Genomic DNA, 17,872 nt, shown 5'->3' with positions numbered 1-17,872 from the left:
CGTCCTGACGAAAGAGCGCGCTACTCCTTCGCCACCACCGGAACCTGACGGAACTTCGCGCGCACCGACTCCGGCAACGGCGAGAAGTTCATCGCGACGCCGCGGCGATCGCCGGCGTTGCGATTGGCGACGACGAGGCCATCGGCGCCGGCAACGATGTCGCCCCTGCGCAAGGTCGGATCGTCCTCGGCCTTGACGGAAGCGAGACCGGCCGGGTCCTTGCCGTTACACGTGCAGCCCGCGACGATCTCGTTGCGATAGCGGAAGGCGTTCGGCAGGTCAGAGTAGGCTTTCCCCACCTCGGTCGTGGCCTCGTCGATATTGCTGCCGTAGACCAGCGAGGTTTCGGCGGCCGGGCAGAAGCTCTTGCAGGATTGTGCCTTGCTCTGGGCATCCGCGCCCTGCGCCGGAAAGTAGCGGCCGTCGCAGCCGCGCACGCAATAGGCCGTGCCGCCGCCATAGACGCGCTGGCGCGGTGCGTCGTAACGCGGCGTATCGTCGTCCCTGGGCGGCGCCTGGATTTGCGGTGGTGGCCGCCGGCCAAATCCACCGAACAGCGCCGAGAAGAAATCCTCCGCATGCGCAGGCGGCGCCAGCGCGAGGCCGAACGAAGCGACGACGACCAATGCGGCCGCGCCTCCGGCCAGTCTGCCAATCAAACGTCCCACCATGTGACCTCAAGCCGTTCGTTAGTCCACCGACGACGTCGGGATGTTCAGCGCCTGGCGCCCCGAAGGCAGCGTCGTCACTGCCGGCCGCTTGCGTACGGGATCGCCGCCGCGCGCCATCAGCGGTGCGTTCTTCGGCAACACGACGACTTTGGCGCCGACGCTGACGCGATTGAAAAGGTCGCTGACATCCTCGTTGGTCAGACGAATACAGCCGGAGGACACGAACTTGCCGATCGTCGTGGGATCGTTGGTGCCGTGGATGCGGTATTCGCTGGAGCCGAGATACATCGCGCGCGCACCGAGCGGATTGCCGGGACCGCCGGCGACGAAGCGCGGCAGATAGGGCTGGCGTGCGATCATCTCCGCCGGCGGATGCCAATCCGGCCATTCGGCCTTGCGGCTGATACTCTGCACGCCCGACCAGGTGAACCCCTCTCGGCCGACACCGACGCCGTAACGCATCGCGCGCCCGTTACCGAGCACGTAATAGAGATAGGTGTTGGCGGTATCGATGACGATCGTGCCGGCCGGCTCGTTGCGGTCGAAGCTCACGATCTGCCGTCGCAGGCGATCGGGCAGGATGGCATCCTCGTCGGCCGCCTGCGGCGCTTCGCTGGCGTAGCCCTGAGAGTAGGCCTGATCCTGCGGATAGACCTGGGGCTGCATCGGCGCGTAACCAAGCATTTGCGCCTGAGCCGCGAACGGCACGGTCAGCAAGGCTGTCGCAAAGGCACAAGCGGTGACGATTCGCGGCGAGAAGCTGCGACGGATTACCGAGAACTTTGTCATGTGCTGCCCCGTTGGATGCGTGCATCTGGTGATGCTGCTGTCCTTAGAACGCAGCAGTGCCGACTCAAGTTCCGCCGCGGCGTGCGGAAGCGCCGTCGCAGTCAAGCGAGCGCGACTTCACGAAGGCGCGATGGAACTTCGGCGCGCCAACTGCGTTGCCACTTCATTAATGGGTGCTCGGAGGCTTTCCGTGCGCGGAGAGAGATTGTGCGCGTCCTTCCCAGTGAACGACTGATCTCCGACGGCAGCGAAGGCACCCCATTTCCCGAGAGCCATAGCGAACTGCCGCCGATGATCCGGCGTACCGAGTTCGTCGCCTTCGCGCTGGCCGGCCTGCTTTTGATTGCCGTCGTCGCGGTGCTCTATGCCGCCAGGGCGTTCTTCCTGCCGGTCGTGATGGCGATGGTCGCCGGTACCATGCTTTCACCGGCCGCGACCTTCCTGGAGAAGCGTCGGGTGCCGCGTGCGCTTGGAGCGGTGCTGATCGTGATCGCGGTGACGATGGTGGTCGCCTTCGTCGTTGCACTGATCGCGGTGCCCGCGATGGAATGGAGCTCACGCCTCCCGGAGCTGGGTGCACAGTTGAAGGACAAGGCCCACGTGTTCGACCGACCGCTCGCGCTGTGGAAGGAGCTGCAAACCATGGTCGGCGGCTCCGATGGCCTGCCGACTGTCGCCCTGCCGAAAATGGAATGGGTGCAGCCGACGCTGGAATTCGTGTCGCCGACCTTCGCTGAATTCCTGCTGTTCTTCGCCACCCTGATCCTGTTCATCGCAAGCTGGCGTGATCTGAGACGGGCCATGATCATGAATTTCAGCGACCGCGACGCGCGGCTGCGCACGCTCCGGATCCTCAACGAGATCGAAGTTCATCTCGGCAACTATCTGCTGACCGTTACGGTCATCAATATCGGCGTCGGCATCGCCACAGGCATTGTCTGTGCGCTCACCCGCATGCCCAATCCGGCCGGCCTCGGCGCGCTTGCCGCCGCGCTCAACTTCATTCCGATCATCGGACCGGTCGCGATGTTCGTCGTGCTGGCCGTGGTCGGGCTGGTCGCATTCCCGACCATTGGCGGCGGCCTGATGGCGGCACTCGCTTTCGGCGGTATCACCTTCTTGGAAGGGCACTTCGTGACGCCGACCATCATCGGCCGCAGGCTATCGTTGAATGCGCTCGCCGTCTTTATCGCGCTGGCGTTCTGGACCTGGTTGTGGGGACCGATGGGCGCGTTTCTATCGTCTCCGCTTCTGATCGTGGGGCTGATTCTGAAGGAGCACTTGCTGCCGGAGGACGCGCCGCAATTGCCGCAGGGATGACGGGCACCGCAAATGGAACTTCCGCCACAACCGAACGTTTTCCGTCCGTCTCAACGCCAACAGTTCGGAGCAAGTGATGTCAATATCCGATGGCGAAGCCAGGATGAGAGACTGGACCGACAAAGCCACCGCAGAACGCCTCGAGAAGGATGTAGCAGCCGTGAAAAGCGATATCGCCGCCCTCACCGACCAGATCACCGACGCGCTCAACAATTTCGCCAACACAACGGGCAAGCAGGCCCGCCGCGGCTACAAGCAGGCGCGCCAGAACATGGATTCGACGCTCGACGATTTCTCGGAGCGCGGCAGCGCGATGATGGACGCAGCGCAGGACGCCTATGGCTCGATCGAGGAGACGCTGGAAGACGCGATCACGCAGCGGCCGCTCGCCACGGTTGGTGTTGCAGTCGGCATCGGCTTCCTGATCGGCTTTGCTTGGCGCCGCTGAGGCGCGATCGATCGAGATTCGAGGAGCTAGGCCGTGTTTCAGCGCATCATTGACGGTATCAGCGCATCGACTGGAACGACCATGCGGCTGACATCGCTGGCCGCAGGTGTGGCGTTCGCGCTGTTCATCACCACATGTTTCCTCTGCGCGGCGGCGTTCATCTCGGTCCTCGACAAATACGGCCCCGTGCAGGCCTGCCTTGCCGGTGCCGGCATCTTCTTCCTGCTGACGCTCACGGCAGCAGGGAGCTATTGGGGCTACAAGCGGGAGACGCAGAAGCGCGCCCGCATCGCCGCCGAGCGCGCAGCGAAATCCGCTGCCTCAAGCATGCTCGCTGATCCCATGCTACTGGCGACGGGTTTACAGGTCGCGCGCGCCATCGGGATCAAGCGGCTGTTGCCAATCCTGGCGATCGGCGGTGTTGCGCTCGGCATCATGGCAAGCCGTCTCGGCGCGACCGATGAGGCATCGGCCGAGCCGGCCGAGTAAGAGCGCTGCGCGATAAGAAAGTTGCGCCGCCGGTCAGGCGAGTAGCCCGATTGAAATCGAAAAGCCCTTCTCTGCGCAATATTTCATCAGGCGGAGTAAATCCGCCCTGCTTCACGCGATCGCTACTCGGATAGGCAGACGCTTGCCGCTAAAAGCATCGCCCGTGATTCCAAAAGTCATTTTCCGCGATGAAACCGTCCGTCAAGGCGAATCTTTCCGCATTTCGGCACGATGCCCGTCTCTACCTGACGCTCGGCATTGCGAACTGGTCCGTGTTCGTCGACCACATCCCGAACAACGTCGTCAACCTGCTGACGCTGCGCAATTTCGGCTTCAGCGGCGCCGCCGACCTGTTCGTGTTCGTGGTGGGTTACGGCGTTGCCATCATCTACGGCAGGATGGCGCTGGAGCGCGGCTATCTCGTCGCCGCGACGCGCATCTTCGGCCGCGTCTGGCGGCTTTATGCCGCCTATGTCGTGCTGTTCGTGATCTACATCGACGCCATCGCCTACGTCGCCTCCCAGTCGATGGCGCCGGAGATCATCAGCGACTACAACATCTCGGGTATTCTCGAGCACCCGCTGCGCATTCTGGTCCAGGGATTGGTGCTCCAGGAGGAGCCCCTCAACCTCGATCTTCTGCAGCTGATGATCCCGCTGATGGCTTTCTTCCCATTCGCATTGTGGGGCCTGCTGCGGCGTCCGAACGTGACCGTTGCCGCCTCGGTCGCGCTGTATCTCGCCGCGCGCTGGTTCGGCTGGACTTTTCACGCCTATCCCGATCTGGAATGGACCTTCAATCCGCTCTGCTGGCAGATGCTGATGGTGCTGGGCGGCTGGTTCGCCGTCACCGGCGTGTCAGGTCATGAACTTCACAGGATCTCCTGGCTTCGTGCGCTCGCGGGCGCCTACCTCGTCCTGGCGATGGCCATCACCATGATGCGCCATTCGCCGGCCCTGTCCGCCTATTTGCCTGAGTTCGTTCTCAACGGCATCTCGCCGGCCGACAAGGAAAACCTCGCGCCCTATCGCGTGATCCACTTCCTCGCGCTCGCCTTCCTTGCGACATACCTCATTCCCGCCGATCATCCAGGGCTGCAGTGGAAGCCGCTTCAGATGGTGATCAGATGCGGCGAGGAATGGCTCGCGGTGTTCTGCATCGGCGTGTTCCTGTCCTTCGCCGGCCATCTCATCCTGATCACCGGCGCCAATCTGGTCGTGATCCAGATCGGGGTGAGCCTCGCCGGTTTCGCGGCAATGACGGCGGTGGCCTATTATATTTCCTGGTCGCGGCGGCAGGACGGTCCGGCGGCCGTGCGGCAGCGAGCCTGACCGGGACCGCCACGCGAATCCACTAGGCCGGGCGCCCCACCTGCGCTATGCGGAACGAGGCGACCGGCTGCAATGGCGGCCTCTGCGCAGGAGAGACCGGCTTGGTCATGGCGAAAGGCACGAGCGTTACGGCCGAGGGCGCCCCCCGGCGCGGCAGGCCGCGTTCGATCGAGACCACCAACGCCATTCTCGAAAGTGCCTACACGCTGATGGCCAAGACCGGCCTTGCCGCCACCACGATCGATGCGGTGGCGCGCCACTCCAACGTCTCCAAGATGACGATCTACAAATGGTGGCCGTCACGGGAGGCGCTGATGATCGACGCCTTTCTCCACCACGCGGCTCAAATGCTGCCGCTGCCGCCGGCGAGCGCAGGCACGCCTGCCGTGCGCGCGCGCCGCCATGCCGTGGCCTATGCCGAAGCCCTGCAGGGCGAGTTCGGCAAGGTGCAGCTTGCCGTGATCTCCGAATGCATTTCCAAGACCGGTTCGGCGGAGCTGTTCTATGCCCGCTACCTCCAGTTTCGCCGCGACGCGCTGGTGGAGATGATCGCGACCGGCCAGCGCGACGGCAGCATCTTCGCCGAGGCGCCGGCGGCGGATCTATATGACGCGATCTATGGCAGCCTGTTCTACCGCTACATCTTTGGCATCACGCCAATCACGCCGGCCTATGCGCGGTCTTTGGTCGATCTGGTGTTGCGACCGAAGGGCTAGAGCATGATCCGGAAAAGTGTGCAGCGGTTTTCCGAAAAGATCATGCTCAAACAACAACCTAAAGCGCGATGACGATTCAACCCAATCTCATCGCGCTACAGGCATTCGATTTCTTGAGGCGTGATCCGCCATCAGCTTGCGTTGAGCTCGCGAGCGCGTCGTGGTCGTAACCCTGCGCCGACACGCGGCAAGGCCGCCATGCTTGTGCGAAGCTTGACTCGCAAACCCCTGGAAACTCCGCACGACTACGGTGTTTTGTGAGGAGAGTTGCGTCGTTGCTGGACAAGTCAAAACTTTTCCACAAAATATTCACGTCGCGTCTAAATTGATTCGTGTGCGTTGCGTCGCCTCCGTAAACTTATCCTGACGGGCTGGTTCATGACTCATCGCCAAGAGGTTGGCCAAGGCGCGGCCAGCCGTGAAATCGCGGCACGCTGGTGCGCTCTCGCCGAACAGCGGCTGGAACATCTCTCCGAAATGTTCGAGACCGGCCGCTGGCGCCGTTACCACTCCGAACTCGCATTTCTCGAGAACATCCAGGAAGCCAAGCGTGCGGTCCAGACCTGGCGCGCGCTTGCGAATGGTAGAGACGTTGCCGCGGCCGCCGCGAGCGTGACCTCCGCTTTCGGCTGGTCACCGGCGACGATGTCCCGCCCGGTTCCGAGTGAGCAGGCTCAGACCTTGCAGCCGAAGGCCGTTCACATCGCGCCCGAGACCTCCGTGCCGGTCAGGCTCGAGCCCAAGCTCGACATGCTCGCCGAAATCACGGAAGCCCCGATCGCGCCGCTTGCCGAGCCCATACCGGTCGGGGTGGCCGCTCTGATGGCGTCGTTTACAGCGCCCGCCGAGATGCCATTGCTCAAGGCGCCCGCCGCGAGGGCGCCGGGCGCCGCACCTGCCGTGAGGTCGCCGGTCGCCGCGCCGGTCGCGGCGGCCGCGACGCGCAGCGCGCCTGCCGTGAAGCCACCCGTGGCCGCCCCCGCCGCGATGGCGACGCTTCTGCCGCAGTTCACCCCGCCGGCCGAGGAGATCGTCGCCGCCCCCGAGCGCGTCGTCGAATTCACCTTCAGCCTCGACGGCCTCGAAGCAAAGTACCCGCTGCTGCGGAATTCGTTCTAGGCCCAGTGAACGCGGCGTACGCCTTCTCCAGCCGTCATCCTGAGGTGTGAGTGGCGCGATGCAAGCATAGCGCCGGGAGCCTGGAAGGATGTACAGCCCGACTGCCGCGGCGGTGCCTACTGCCGCACCGCGTTGCCGCTAACCATCACCTGCGCAAAGCGCTGGGCACCGTCGGCCGACAGGTCCGCCGTCACGGCGCGCGCGTGCTCCAGGCCGACGATGGCGCCGCGCGGAGTTTCCGAGATCATGTTGTTGTTGATGAGGGCGGTGCCGGCGCCTGATACGACGGAGACGCCGATGCCGGCCAGTGCCTTGCGGATCACGTTGCCGGTGATCGCAACGTCGCGCAGATATTTGCCCCAGCCGGCAACGATGCCGTAGGACGGTGCATTCTCGATCACATTGCCTGTCACCGAACTATCCGCCTCGATGTAAATGCCGACGCCCGCGTCATCGTCCGGCGCTGTGCCGATCGGCCGCTTCGGGATCAGATTGCGGATGATATTGCCTTGAACGACCGCAATACGTCCGCCCTCGTTGAAATTGCAGACGGAGACGCCGACGGCGGCGCCGTCGACAATGTTGTTGGCAATCACCGCGGCTTCGAATGCGAACTCGGAATAGAGTGCGACCTCGCGCACGTCGCTGACGCTGTTGCCCGATATGTGGATGTTGGAGGCCGAATTGCCCCGCACCGCAGAGTAATCGCAATTTCTGATGCGGTTGCCGCGGACGATCACGTTGCCGGCGCGGAAGGCGTTGATGGCGTTGCCATACTGTCCGGAGCCGCCGGGGCCGGCCTTGATGTCCTCGATGCGATTGTCGGCGACAATGGTGCCGTCATCCCCGATCGCGGTGCGCAGGATCTCGATGCCGTTGTCGTTGGTGCCGATGATGGTGTTGCGTGAGACGCTGAGGCCTCTGGCGTCGAACGAGACCACCGCGGTCACCGCGATGTCAGTGAAGATGTTGCCGGAGATATCGCCCGATACCTGCTCGAGCCAGATGCCGCTGCCGCCCGATGCCGTAATTCCGCAATCGGTGATACGAACGTCGCGGCCCCCGAGGACATGGATCAGCCCGCGCCGCGTCGGAAGCGGAATGCCGCCGCCATCGAAGATGATGCCAGTGAGGCCGATCGCGTCAGAGCCGTCGCTCTGGATCGCAGATGCTCCGCCAGTGAAGACAAGCTTGGTCGCCCCGCGCACGCCGATCAGTTGCGCCCTATCAGGCAGCCGCAAAAGGCCGGTGCGATAGACCCCTGGTGGCAGCGCCAGCGGTGTCTGCAGGCGCGAGGCTTCGTCAATGGCACGCTGGAGCACACGCGTCTGATCCTCGCTGCTGCCCGGCCGCACGCCGTATTGGGTCGCGTCGCGGCCAAGCAGGGAGGTCAGCGGGGCTGCGCGTGCGGCGTCGGCAGGCATCGCGAGTGCCCCGGCGATGCCGGCGGTCGAAGCTCCCAAGAGGTGACGGCGGTTGAGGTCCATGACGCGTCCTTCGGCGGACGCGGGGCGTGTCCGCGAGGATTAGGTAGCGCAGGGCGGACGGGCTCGTCGGGATTGTTCGCGGTAGGGTTAAATGTTTACCGCAAGGCCTGCGTGTTCCGCGCCTTTCTTGCCAGCTGCACCATCTCCATCAGCATCGCTTCCCCCGCATCCACCAGTTCCTCCGGCGTGATCCGGGGGGCGCCCTTGCGTCGGACTGCGCCGCTGCGCGCAAGCAGCGGAATGTGGATGAAGGCGGCTAGCTTCGGCCCGCCCGCCCTGACATTCTCGATCGCGCGCCAGCTCAGATAGTTGCAGAGATAGGCGCCGGCGTCGCGCGAAGGCCGCGCATCGATGCCGGTGCGCCGCGCGGCGCGCAACAGCTTGGCGGTGTGCGGGCCGAATGTCATGGCATCGGCATGACCGGCGATGCCGCGCTTGCTGGAGCGGGTGTTGGCCGCATCGGGCCAGAGCATGGTGACGGCGTTGCGTGCGCGGCTTTCGATGCGGAGGTAAGGTGTGCGCGCAGCGAGCCCGAACATCAGCAACGCATCGGGCTTCACCTTCGCCAGCACATCAGGCAATTGCCGGTCGACCGCGGCATAGGTCACCGGAAAGATATGGCGCGATAGCGCGACATCGTCGAGCGCCGGCCGGCGCAATTGCGCCAGCCGCGCCACGAGCGGCTGCGTCGGATTGTATGGCGCACCGGGGAACGGGCCGAAGCCGGTAAGGAGAATGCGGAGCTTGTCGCTCATTGCAGCAACTCCAATATCTGCTCGGCGGCGAGCGCCGGGGTGAGATGGCCGTCGGCAACTTCGGCCTCGATCTTCCGGACCTTGGTCCGCACGGACGTTTCGCTGCGCAGCCGCGAGAGCATGCGTTGCTCCAGCATCGACCACATCCACTTCACCTGCTGCTCGCGCCGCCGCGCCGCGAACTCGCCGGATGCGGTCATCGCCTTGCGGTGATCCAAAATCTTCTGCCAAAGCTCGGCAATGCCGGTGCCGGCCAGCGCCGAATAGGTGATGACGGGCGGATGCCAGTGTTCGGAGCGGGGGCTGAGAATATGCAGCGCGCCGCGATAGTCGGCCGCGGTGATGTTGGCGCGTTTGAGATTGTCCCCGTCGGCCTTGTTGATCGCGATCATATCGGCGAGCTCGACCAGACCCTTCTTGATGCCCTGCAATTCGTCGCCGCCGCCCGGCAGCATCAGTGCGAGGAAGAAATCGGTCATGTCGCAGACCGCGGTCTCGGACTGGCCGATGCCGACGGTCTCGACCAGCACGACGTCGAAGCCGGCGGCCTCGCACAGCAGCATCGCCTCGCGCGTCTTGGCCGCAACGCCGCCGAGCGTGCCCGACGACGGCGAGGGGCGGATGAAGGCATCGTCGGACGCTGACAGCCGCGCCATCCGCGTCTTGTCGCCGAGGATCGAGCCGCCGCTGCGCGCCGAAGACGGATCGACCGCGAGCACGGCGACCTTGTTGCCTTGCTCGATCAGATAGGTCCCGAGTGCATCGATGGTGGTGGATTTGCCGACGCCGGGCGAGCCGGTGATACCGACCCGGACCGCCTTGCCGGTGTCGGGCAGCAGCATCTGAACGAGTTCGCGCGCCTGTGCCTGGTGATCGCTTCGCCGGCTCTCCACCAGCGTGATGGCGCGCGCCAAGGCCGCACGATGGCCTGCGCGGAGCTCGCGGGCCAGCGAGGCAATATCAAGCGAAGTCTTCTTCTCAACCATGACCTGCTTTACAACGGCGGACGCGAGCAGGCGAGGGCCCTCGGGCCTGGATCAATCGGGCTTGGTCAATAGGCCTTGGTCAATCGCGCTTTGGCAGATCAGGCCTACCCCTTCTTCGGGGCTTCGGTCAGCCTGGTGGCGACGTCCGGGTTCAGTCCCTATTCCTGCTCGTCAGCCTTCGGCCGTGCTCCCCCGAAGATGCGGGCCCCTTCCGGCGAGACATAGGGCTTCAACGTCTCCCACGGAACAAAAGCGACATATTGGCCTTCTGCGTAAGCGCCGACCGCATAGGGCGGATAGTGGAAGGTGAGGCCGGAGCTCTTGCCTGTCTCGGTCGACGGCGCGAGCGTCACCGCGCCGATCTTGAGCAGGCTCGGCTCCAGGCCCTTGAACCATTCCTCGGTCGCGGTCTGGCTCGTGTCGCGCTTCTTCTTCTCGATTTTCAGCGAAGCGATCACAGCCTTTACCATCGTCTTCATGGTCGCGCCGCCATCGGCTGTCTCGGTGAAGAACGGGCGGATCGAGATGCGCTTGTTCTCGGACTTGTCCCAAAGCACCGTGTTCACATCGGTATTGGGATGGGCGCCATGGGTGTCCATGTAGTCGTCGCGAAGCACGCTGACATAGCGGTCGGCAACGACCGAGCGAATCGAATATTTGCGCTCGAAGTCCCAGCTGCCGTCCCTGAAGAATTGCGGATCTTCTTTTCGCGAGGCGGCAGCGTCAGCCGTGTTCTTGTCGAGCCACTTCCTGCCTTCGGCGAGACAATCGGCTGCGAGCGGCGCATCGGCCTTGATCTTGTCGTCGAGGAAGACGCGCGCCTCGATGTTCCTGTTCTTGACGATCGCGTCCGGCTTGGGGTCGGCGGCGAGAGCCGGGGAGGCCACGGCAATCGTTGCGACGGCGGACAGGATCGCGAGCAGCCCGGCCCGCGCGTTTGGATGATGATAGGTCACGTCAATATCCACCAATTCTGCACCCGACCGCTGTAGCGGCGCTCGGATGTCTGTATGAGCATCATGACCGCGAGATGAACCGGCGCAGAACGCGCGGCGGTCAACACCGGGACGTGAAGATTTGTCGCGGCAACAGGCCCGCCGGTTTGATGCGGGCAGCCCAACGGCGGCGGAATTACGCCGCCGCCTCGCTGTGACCGAGCCGGGCATTGAGCTTGCGGATCAGCTCCTCGGCCGCTTCCGCGATCACGGTGCCCGGCGGGAAGATCGCCTCGGCACCCGCCGCATAGAGTGCGTCGTAATCCTGCGGCGGCACCACGCCACCGACGATGATCATGATGTCCTCGCGGCCCTGCTTCTTCAGCGCGGCTTTGAGCTCCGGCACCGCCGTGAGATGGGCGGCCGCGAGCGAGGAGACGCCGAGGATGTGGACGTCGTTCTCGACCGCCTGCCGCGCCGCCTCGTCGGCCGTGGCGAACAGCGGTCCGATATCGACGTCGAAGCCGATATCGGCAAACGCGGACGCGATCACCTTCTGGCCGCGGTCATGGCCGTCCTGGCCGATCTTGGCGACGAGGATACGCGGACGACGGCCCTCTGCCTCTTCGAACGCGTCGATCAGCGCCTGAACCTTCTCGACCTGGTTGCCCATGCTGGACGCCTCCCGCTTGTAGACGCCGGTGATGGATTTGATCTCGGCGCGGTGCCGGCCGAACACCTTTTCCATCGCGTCCGAAATCTCGCCGACGGTCGCCTTGGCGCGCGCCGCGTCGATCGCGAGGGCGAGCAGATTGCCGTTGCCTTCGCCGGCCGAACGCGTGATCGCGGCAAGCGCAGCATCGACGTCCTTCTGGCTGCGCTCGGCTTTCAGCCGCGTCAGCTTGTCGATCTGCAGACGCCGGACATTGGTGTTGTCGACCTTGAGGATGTCGATCGGCGCCTCGTCCGTCGGCTTGTACTTGTTGACGCCGATCACGGCCTGCTTGCCGGCATCGATGCGAGCCTGGGTCTTGGCCGAGGCCTCTTCGATGCGCAGCTTGGGCACGCCGGCTTCGATGGCCTTGGCCATGCCGCCGAGCTCCTCGACCTCCTGGATATGGCCCCACGCCTTCGCGGCGAGATCGCGCGTCAGACGCTCGACATAATAGGATCCGCCCCAGGGATCGATGATGCGGGTGGTGCCGCTCTCCTGCTGCAGGAACAGCTGGGTGTTGCGGGCGATGCGCGCCGAGAAATCCGTCGGCAGCGCCAGGGCCTCGTCGAGCGCGTTGGTGTGCAGCGACTGGGTGTGGCCTTGCGTCGCCGCCATGGCCTCGACGGTCGTGCGCATCACGTTGTTGAACACGTCCTGCGCGGTCAGCGACCAGCCCGAGGTCTGCGAATGCGTGCGCAGCGAGAGCGAGCGCGGGTCCTTGGGATTGAAGGGCTTCAGCAGCTTCGCCCAGAGCAGACGCGCGGCGCGCAGCTTGGCGACTTCCATGAAGAAGTTCATGCCGATCGCCCAGAAGAACGACAAGCGTGGGGCAAAGCGGTCGACGTCGAGGCCTGCGGCAAGTCCGGCGCGCAAATATTCGACGCCGTCGGCGAGCGTGTAGGCGAGCTCGAGGTCCTGCGTCGCGCCCGCCTCCTGCATGTGATAGCCGGAGATCGAGATCGAATTGTATTTCGGCATCTTCTGTGAGGTATAGGCGAAGATGTCCGAGATGATCCGCATCGAGGGCGCGGGCGGATAGATGTAGGTGTTGCGCACCATGAACTCTTTCAGAATGTCGTTCTGAATGGTGCCCGACAGCTTCTCCGGCGGAACGCCCTGTTCCTCGGCGGCGGCGACGTAGAGTGCGAGGATCGGCAGCACCGCGCCGTTCATGGTCATGGACACGCTCATCTGGTCGAGCGGAATCCCCGCAAACAGCGTGCGCATGTCGTAAATGGAATCGATGGCAACGCCGGCCATGCCGACGTCGCCGCCGACGCGCGGATGGTCAGAGTCATAGCCGCGATGGGTGGCGAGATCGAACGCGACCGAGAGGCCCTTCTGTCCGGCCGCGAGGTTACGGCGGTAGAACGCGTTGGAATCCTCCGCCGTGGAGAAGCCGGCATATTGCCTGACCGTCCAGGGCTGGTTGACATACATGGTCGGGTAGGGGCCGCGCAGGAACGGCGCGATGCCCGGATAGGTGTCGAGGAAGTCGAGCCCGGCAAGATCTGCCTCGCCATAGGCTGGCTTGACCAGAATGCCCTCGGGCGTCAGCCACGGCTCGGCGCTGCCTGACGGCGCGGCGGTTGCGGTTCGCTCGAAGGCGATATCTGCGAAGTTCGGAATGCGGGTCATTTCTTGGAATCCTCAAAGCTGCGATGGTGCTCGATCAGCCTCTGCAAATTCTTCTTGTAGACTGGATCATCCAGCCGGCTCTTGGTCATTGCGCCAGATCCGCTCCACAGCATATGCGCGAAAAGTCCTCCGAACTTCACTTCCGCAAAACCGAGCAATAGTCCGCCGAGCAGCTGAAGCATGGCATAGCCTATCACTGTCTCAATCATGATCCGGATGCTGATGGCTGACGATGGTCGCCATCTTCTCCGGCCCGTAATTCTGCTGCGTGGTCTGGCTTGGCAAATTGGAGATGCCGACCACCCAGCCGAGGCGGGATTCAGTTCCGTATTGCCGCGTCGGGACCAGCCGGTCGGGCCGGTCGAAGGCGCCGGTCATGATCTCGATCCGGTCGCCGTCGATGCGACGGAAGCTCAGCGGCGTGCCGCACGCGGCGCAGAAATCGCGCATCGCGATCGAGGAGGAGCGGAACGCGGACGGCTGTCCCCTGGTCCATGCGAAATCGGTGCGGTTGACGTCAGCGAAGGAGGCGAACGGCGCGCCGCTTGCCTTCTGGCACATCCGGCAATGGCAGATCGAAACCCGGTTGGGCGTCGCCGAAATCGCAAAGCGCACCGCGCCGCATTGGCAGCCGCCGGTGAGAACGGGTTTGCTCGCGTCGGTCATGCCTGGTCCAATCGCATATAAGCATCTTGCAGCGTGGCGAGCGCGTCACACCCGGCGAAGACGAATCCTGTGACACCGGCGGCCCGCAGTGCCGCCTCGGCTTCAGCCGGGCGACCTGCCAGATAGATATGTCGCGCGCCGGCCGTTTGCAGGGCCTTCGCGGCGGCTTCGGCCTGTTCCGCATAGACCTTGTCGCTGGAACAAAGGCATGCGAGTGCGGCGCCGGACGCCCTGAAGGCATCAGCCAGCTTGGCCGGATCGCCAAACCCTTCGCCGTCGACCGCCTGGATGCCGCCCGTCTCGAAGAAGCTTTTTGCAAAGGTCGCGCGCGCGGTGAAATCGGCCGGCGTGCCGAGATTGGCCAGGAACACGCCCGGGCGTTTGCCGCGCGTCTTCAGCACAGCATCGGATTTGTCGCGCAGCGCTTCGAACGGCGCGGCGAGGCGCATCGGCACAAGCGCGTCGAACTTGCATTTGGGCTCGCCCAGGGACGTCGGCGCGGCAGGCTGCACGTCCAGCACGGTGGCGTCGGCCTCGTGCAGATTGGGAAACTCGCTGGCGCCGGTCAGCACGTCGCGGCGCTTTGCGATGTTGGCTTCGCGCGCCTTGCGCGTTGCGGCGATCTTGCCCTGGAACAGGCCCTGCTGGAGCGCGGCGAAAGCGCCGCCGGCTTTCTCGCTCTCCTGGAACAAGGCCCAGGCCGCCTCGCAGAGCTGCGCCGTCAACGTCTCGATGCCGCCGGATCCCGCCGCGGGGTCGCTGACCTTGGCAAGGTTGCTCTCTTCCAGCAGCAGGAGTTGGGTGTTGCGCGCAACGCGCCGAGCGAAGGCATCGGGCAGTCCGCGCGCCAGCGTGTGCGGCAGCACGGTGATCGCGTTGGCACCGGCAAGTCCGGCCGCGAACGTTGCCATCGTTGCACGCAGCATGTTCACGTAGGGATCGCGCTGCGTCAGCATGCGCCAGGCGGTCTCGGCTGCGATGAAAGCCGGTCGAGGTGCGAGGCCGCACGCCTGCTCGATGCGGGCCCACAGCTGCCGTAACGCCCGGAACTTGGCCATGGTCAGGAACTGATCGGCGTCGGCGCAGAGCCGGAACGAAATCGCATTGCGCGCGGCATCGAGATCGATGCCGCCGCGCTCGAGCATGCGCAGATAAGCGACGGCAAGCGACAGCGCGAACGCCAGCTCCTGGGCCTCGGAACCGCCGGAATCGTGCACGGGGCGGCCGTCGGCGAGTACGAACGGACCTTTGAAGCCGCGTCCGACCAAGCCCGACACGATGCGCACGAACGGCGTTTCGTACTCCGACCACTGCGCGAGCGCGCCGCCGCGCACGGCGAATGTGCTCAGGGCTTGATAGTTGAAGCGCACGTCAATCTTGGCGGGATCGAGCTTCCTGGCCTCGACCATATCGGCGAACAGCGTGCCGGCATCCTGCCGGCCGGCCACCGGGTTGAGCGCAATAGCGACGCCGGCATCGAGGAACACACCATCGAACAGCCGTTCCAGCGTCGCCGGATTGGCGTCGATGACACCAAAGCCGCGCGCGCCAGGCCCCCCGGCGAACTCGATCTCGAGGCCCGTGGCGCCATTCTCGAGATCCTGCAGGGCCTGCGCATTCGCTGTCGCCGCATCGGGGTGATCGACCCGCTGCATGATCAACCATGGTGCAGCGGCCGCTCGCCCCGTCGTGAGCGGCGCGCCCTTGGCGCGCGGATAGAGCGGCTCGATCTTCAATCCGTCATAAGTCTTGCCGACCAGCTTCTCGAACGGCGCGCCCTTCAGCACGCCGTCGACCAGCTTGCGCCAGTCAGCGTCCGTCGCCTTGGGAAAATCGGCCGCCAGCGGCAGATCGTCAGTTACGGAGGTCATACGGCCAAGGGCTCCCGAACATCTTGTTATGCGCAGGCGAATTTGCCACGGCGGGCCGTCCCTGCAAACGGTCGATTTTGGTTAACCGGTATCCGGAAGCCGCTCAATGCCTTGCGTTGAGACGCTGGCGAGCGCGTCACGCACACGAATGCCTGAGATCACGCGGTCCGGCGCGATTTCGGCGAGCGGCACCAGCACGAAGGCGCGCTCGAACAGCCGCGGATGCGGCAGGGTCAGGTCGGGCTTTTTCATCGCCACATCGTCATAGGCGATCATGTCGAGATCGAGCGTGCGCGGGCCCCAGCGCCGCTCCTTGTCCCTGATGCGGCCGAATTTCTGCTCGACCTTCTGCATGACGAACAAGAGCGCGTGCGGATCGAGGTCGGTCTCGATCTCGACGCAGGCATTGATGAAGGGATCCTGGTCCTCGTCGCCCCAGGGCGGCGTCGCGTAGTCCGACGAGCGCGCGATCATTGCGGCTTGCGCCATGCCGCAGACATGGGCGATCGCCTTCTTGAATGTCGCGCGGACATCGCCGACATTGCCGCCGAGGGCGATCAGTACGTTTCCCATGTCAGGGGTGCCGCGAGCGCGTGAGCATGATCCCGACGTCGTCGAAGATCGCGGCGATCGGCGCATGCGGCTTGTGCACGGTGATCTTCACCGCGCGGATGCGCGGAAAGTTCGCAAGGATGGCGTCGGCGACGGCGCCCGCTGCGCGCTCCAACAGCCTGTAATTGGTGTTTTTGAACGCCGCCGTGGTGGTCGCCACGACATCGGCATAGGAGACCGTATCGGCGAGCCGGTCGCTGCGCGCAGGCTCCGACAAATCAGTGTAGAGTTCGAGATCGATGACGAAGCGCTGGCCGACTTCGGTTTCGTGATCCATCACGCCATGGCGGGCATGGATCGACAGGCCGGTGACGAAGATCGTGTCGGTCATTGCTTGCTCTCGATTGCGTTGGCGACCCGCAGCGCCTGCACGGTCTCGGCGACGTCATGGGTCCGGATGATCCTGGCGCCCTTCTGCGCGGCGATCAGATGCGCGGCGATCGAGCCGCCGAGCCGCCCCGATGGCTCCGACGGCGACACCGAGGCGATGAAACGCTTGCGGGAGGCGCCGACCAGCACCGGCAGGCCGAACGTGTCGAGCTCGCCCAGGCGCGCCAGCGCGATCATGCTCTGCTCGGCGGTCTTGCCGAAGCCGATGCCGGGATCCAGGACGATCTTGTCGCGTGCGATTCCGGCTTTCGCCGCGATATCGAGCGAGCGCAGGAAAAATGCCTTCATGTCGGCGACGATGTCGATGGCGGAATCGACGCTCTCGCGGTTGTGCATGACGATGACGGGAGCGCCTCGTGCGGCGATCAGCGGCGCCATGCCGGCGTCGCGCTGCAACCCCCAGACGTCATTGGCGATGGCCACACCCAGATCAAGTGCGAATGCCACGACGTCCGCCTTCATGCTGTCGATCGAAACAGGCACGCCAAGCGCGACGATGTCCGATAGCACCGGTTTCAGCCGGGCCAGTTCGTCCGCGGCCGTGACCGGCTGGGCGCCCCTGTAAGGGCGGGTGGATTCGGCGCCGATATCGATGATGTCGGCGCCGGCGTCGATCATCGTCCGCGCCCTTTCGAGCGCCCGGTGCGGAGCAATGAAGTCTCCGCCGTCGGAAAAGGAATCCGGCGTCACGTTGAGCACGCCCATCACCGCCGGAAGAGGCCGTTCCAGCAGCGTCCGCAGCACGTCAGGCCCGGCGGGCGGGACGGATGGGGAGGGCGAGGCGTTCATGCGGCCCGTTTAGCGGTAGCGGAGGGGGAGTCAAGACGGGATTGGGCAGCAGCCTACGCCACTGTTTGACCGTCACCCTGAGGTGCTCGCCTCTTCGGCGAGCCTCGAAGGGCGACGCCCGGCTCTCTCCGCGTGGCGGCAGCGT

General features: G+C 64.7%; 19 protein-coding genes. 6 read left to right on the top strand and 13 right to left on the bottom strand.

Annotated elements, in window-relative coordinates; all coding sequences use genetic code 11:
* Positions 1-20 precede the first annotated feature (20 nt).
* Together JQ621_RS07545 and JQ621_RS07540 are read right to left on the bottom strand one after the other, a co-directional pair.
* The gene (locus JQ621_RS07545) at positions 21-671 is read right to left on the bottom strand and encodes a DUF2865 domain-containing protein (protein WP_212233735.1); all 651 of its coding nucleotides are present in this window, start codon (positions 669-671) and stop codon (positions 21-23) included.
* Positions 672-689: 18 nt separating this feature from the next.
* Positions 690-1,460 carry a L,D-transpeptidase gene (locus tag JQ621_RS07540; RefSeq protein ID WP_212233734.1) on the bottom strand — a complete coding sequence of 257 codons (771 nt, stop codon included), beginning with the start codon at positions 1,458-1,460 and terminating at the stop codon, positions 690-692.
* 207 nt (positions 1,461-1,667) lie between these two features.
* Here JQ621_RS07540 and JQ621_RS07535 point away from each other — a divergent pair, with 207 nt between their 5' ends.
* The 6 genes from JQ621_RS07535 (at position 1,668) to JQ621_RS07510 (ending at position 6,883) form a co-directional block, all read left to right on the top strand.
* Positions 1,668-2,780 carry an AI-2E family transporter gene (locus JQ621_RS07535; RefSeq protein ID WP_212233733.1) on the top strand — a complete coding sequence of 371 codons (1,113 nt, stop codon included), beginning with the start codon at positions 1,668-1,670 and terminating at the stop codon, positions 2,778-2,780.
* Positions 2,781-2,856: 76 nt separating this feature from the next.
* Positions 2,857-3,228: an ElaB/YgaM/YqjD family protein gene (locus JQ621_RS07530; protein WP_212233732.1), complete on the top strand. Its 372-nt coding sequence runs from the start codon at positions 2,857-2,859 to the stop codon at positions 3,226-3,228.
* 33 nt (positions 3,229-3,261) lie between these two features.
* The gene (locus JQ621_RS07525; protein WP_212233731.1) at positions 3,262-3,717 is read left to right on the top strand and encodes a hypothetical protein; all 456 of its coding nucleotides are present in this window, start codon (positions 3,262-3,264) and stop codon (positions 3,715-3,717) included.
* Between the two features lie 188 nt (positions 3,718-3,905).
* The gene (locus JQ621_RS07520; protein ID WP_212233730.1) at positions 3,906-5,048 is read left to right on the top strand and encodes an OpgC domain-containing protein; all 1,143 of its coding nucleotides are present in this window, start codon (positions 3,906-3,908) and stop codon (positions 5,046-5,048) included.
* A 107-nt stretch (positions 5,049-5,155) separates the two neighbouring features.
* The gene (locus JQ621_RS07515) at positions 5,156-5,764 is read left to right on the top strand and encodes a TetR/AcrR family transcriptional regulator (RefSeq protein WP_212233729.1); all 609 of its coding nucleotides are present in this window, start codon (positions 5,156-5,158) and stop codon (positions 5,762-5,764) included.
* 378 nt (positions 5,765-6,142) lie between these two features.
* On the top strand, positions 6,143-6,883 hold the full coding sequence (locus JQ621_RS07510) for a TIGR03809 family protein (protein WP_212233728.1): 741 nt from the start codon (positions 6,143-6,145) through the stop codon (positions 6,881-6,883).
* A gap of 116 nt (positions 6,884-6,999) precedes the next feature.
* Here the strand turns inward: JQ621_RS07510 and JQ621_RS07505 are convergent, their stop codons facing one another.
* The 11 genes from JQ621_RS07505 to folP form a co-directional block, all read right to left on the bottom strand.
* Positions 7,000-8,370, bottom strand: coding sequence for a TIGR03808 family TAT-translocated repetitive protein (locus tag JQ621_RS07505; protein ID WP_212233727.1), 1,371 nt, complete (start codon positions 8,368-8,370; stop codon positions 7,000-7,002).
* A 95-nt stretch (positions 8,371-8,465) separates the two neighbouring features.
* Positions 8,466-9,125 carry a pyroglutamyl-peptidase I gene (locus tag JQ621_RS07500; protein WP_212233726.1) on the bottom strand — a complete coding sequence of 220 codons (660 nt, stop codon included), beginning with the start codon at positions 9,123-9,125 and terminating at the stop codon, positions 8,466-8,468.
* Positions 9,122-10,111 carry a methylmalonyl Co-A mutase-associated GTPase MeaB gene (meaB, locus tag JQ621_RS07495; RefSeq protein WP_212233725.1) on the bottom strand — a complete coding sequence of 330 codons (990 nt, stop codon included), beginning with the start codon at positions 10,109-10,111 and terminating at the stop codon, positions 9,122-9,124. Before meaB ends, JQ621_RS07500 begins: the two co-directional genes overlap by 4 nt.
* A 158-nt stretch (positions 10,112-10,269) precedes the next feature.
* Positions 10,270-11,034: a DUF3298 and DUF4163 domain-containing protein gene (locus JQ621_RS07490; RefSeq protein ID WP_212233837.1), complete on the bottom strand. Its 765-nt coding sequence runs from the start codon at positions 11,032-11,034 to the stop codon at positions 10,270-10,272.
* A gap of 208 nt (positions 11,035-11,242) precedes the next feature.
* Positions 11,243-13,399 (bottom strand): methylmalonyl-CoA mutase, encoded by a 2,157-nt coding sequence (scpA, locus tag JQ621_RS07485; protein ID WP_212233724.1) that lies wholly within the window; start codon positions 13,397-13,399, stop codon positions 11,243-11,245.
* Complete coding sequence (locus JQ621_RS07480; RefSeq protein WP_249124713.1) at positions 13,396-13,608, bottom strand: hypothetical protein; 213 nt, start codon at positions 13,606-13,608, stop codon at positions 13,396-13,398. The genes scpA and JQ621_RS07480 overlap by 4 nt, the downstream gene beginning before the upstream one ends.
* Positions 13,601-14,065, bottom strand: a complete 465-nt coding sequence (locus JQ621_RS07475) for a GFA family protein (RefSeq protein ID WP_212233723.1) — start codon at positions 14,063-14,065, stop codon at positions 13,601-13,603. The genes JQ621_RS07480 and JQ621_RS07475 overlap by 8 nt, the downstream gene beginning before the upstream one ends.
* Positions 14,062-15,936: a methylmalonyl-CoA mutase family protein gene (locus JQ621_RS07470; RefSeq protein ID WP_212233722.1), complete on the bottom strand. Its 1,875-nt coding sequence runs from the start codon at positions 15,934-15,936 to the stop codon at positions 14,062-14,064. Before JQ621_RS07470 ends, JQ621_RS07475 begins: the two co-directional genes overlap by 4 nt.
* Positions 15,937-16,017: 81 nt before the next feature.
* Positions 16,018-16,509: a 2-amino-4-hydroxy-6-hydroxymethyldihydropteridine diphosphokinase gene (folK, locus tag JQ621_RS07465; protein ID WP_212233721.1), complete on the bottom strand. Its 492-nt coding sequence runs from the start codon at positions 16,507-16,509 to the stop codon at positions 16,018-16,020.
* A gap of 1 nt (position 16,510) precedes the next feature.
* On the bottom strand, positions 16,511-16,879 hold the full coding sequence (gene folB / locus JQ621_RS07460) for a dihydroneopterin aldolase (RefSeq protein ID WP_212233720.1): 369 nt from the start codon (positions 16,877-16,879) through the stop codon (positions 16,511-16,513).
* Positions 16,876-17,727, bottom strand: a complete 852-nt coding sequence (gene folP / locus JQ621_RS07455; protein ID WP_212233719.1) for a dihydropteroate synthase — start codon at positions 17,725-17,727, stop codon at positions 16,876-16,878. Before folP ends, folB begins: the two co-directional genes overlap by 4 nt.
* Positions 17,728-17,872 lie beyond the last annotated feature (145 nt).

Source organism: Bradyrhizobium manausense (assembly GCF_018129685.1).
In the GTDB taxonomy this organism is placed as follows: Bacteria; Pseudomonadota; Alphaproteobacteria; order Rhizobiales; family Xanthobacteraceae; genus Bradyrhizobium; species Bradyrhizobium manausense_D.
The sequence above is the reverse complement of the archived record's forward strand: the minus strand, read 5'-3'. Positions and strand labels throughout refer to the sequence as shown.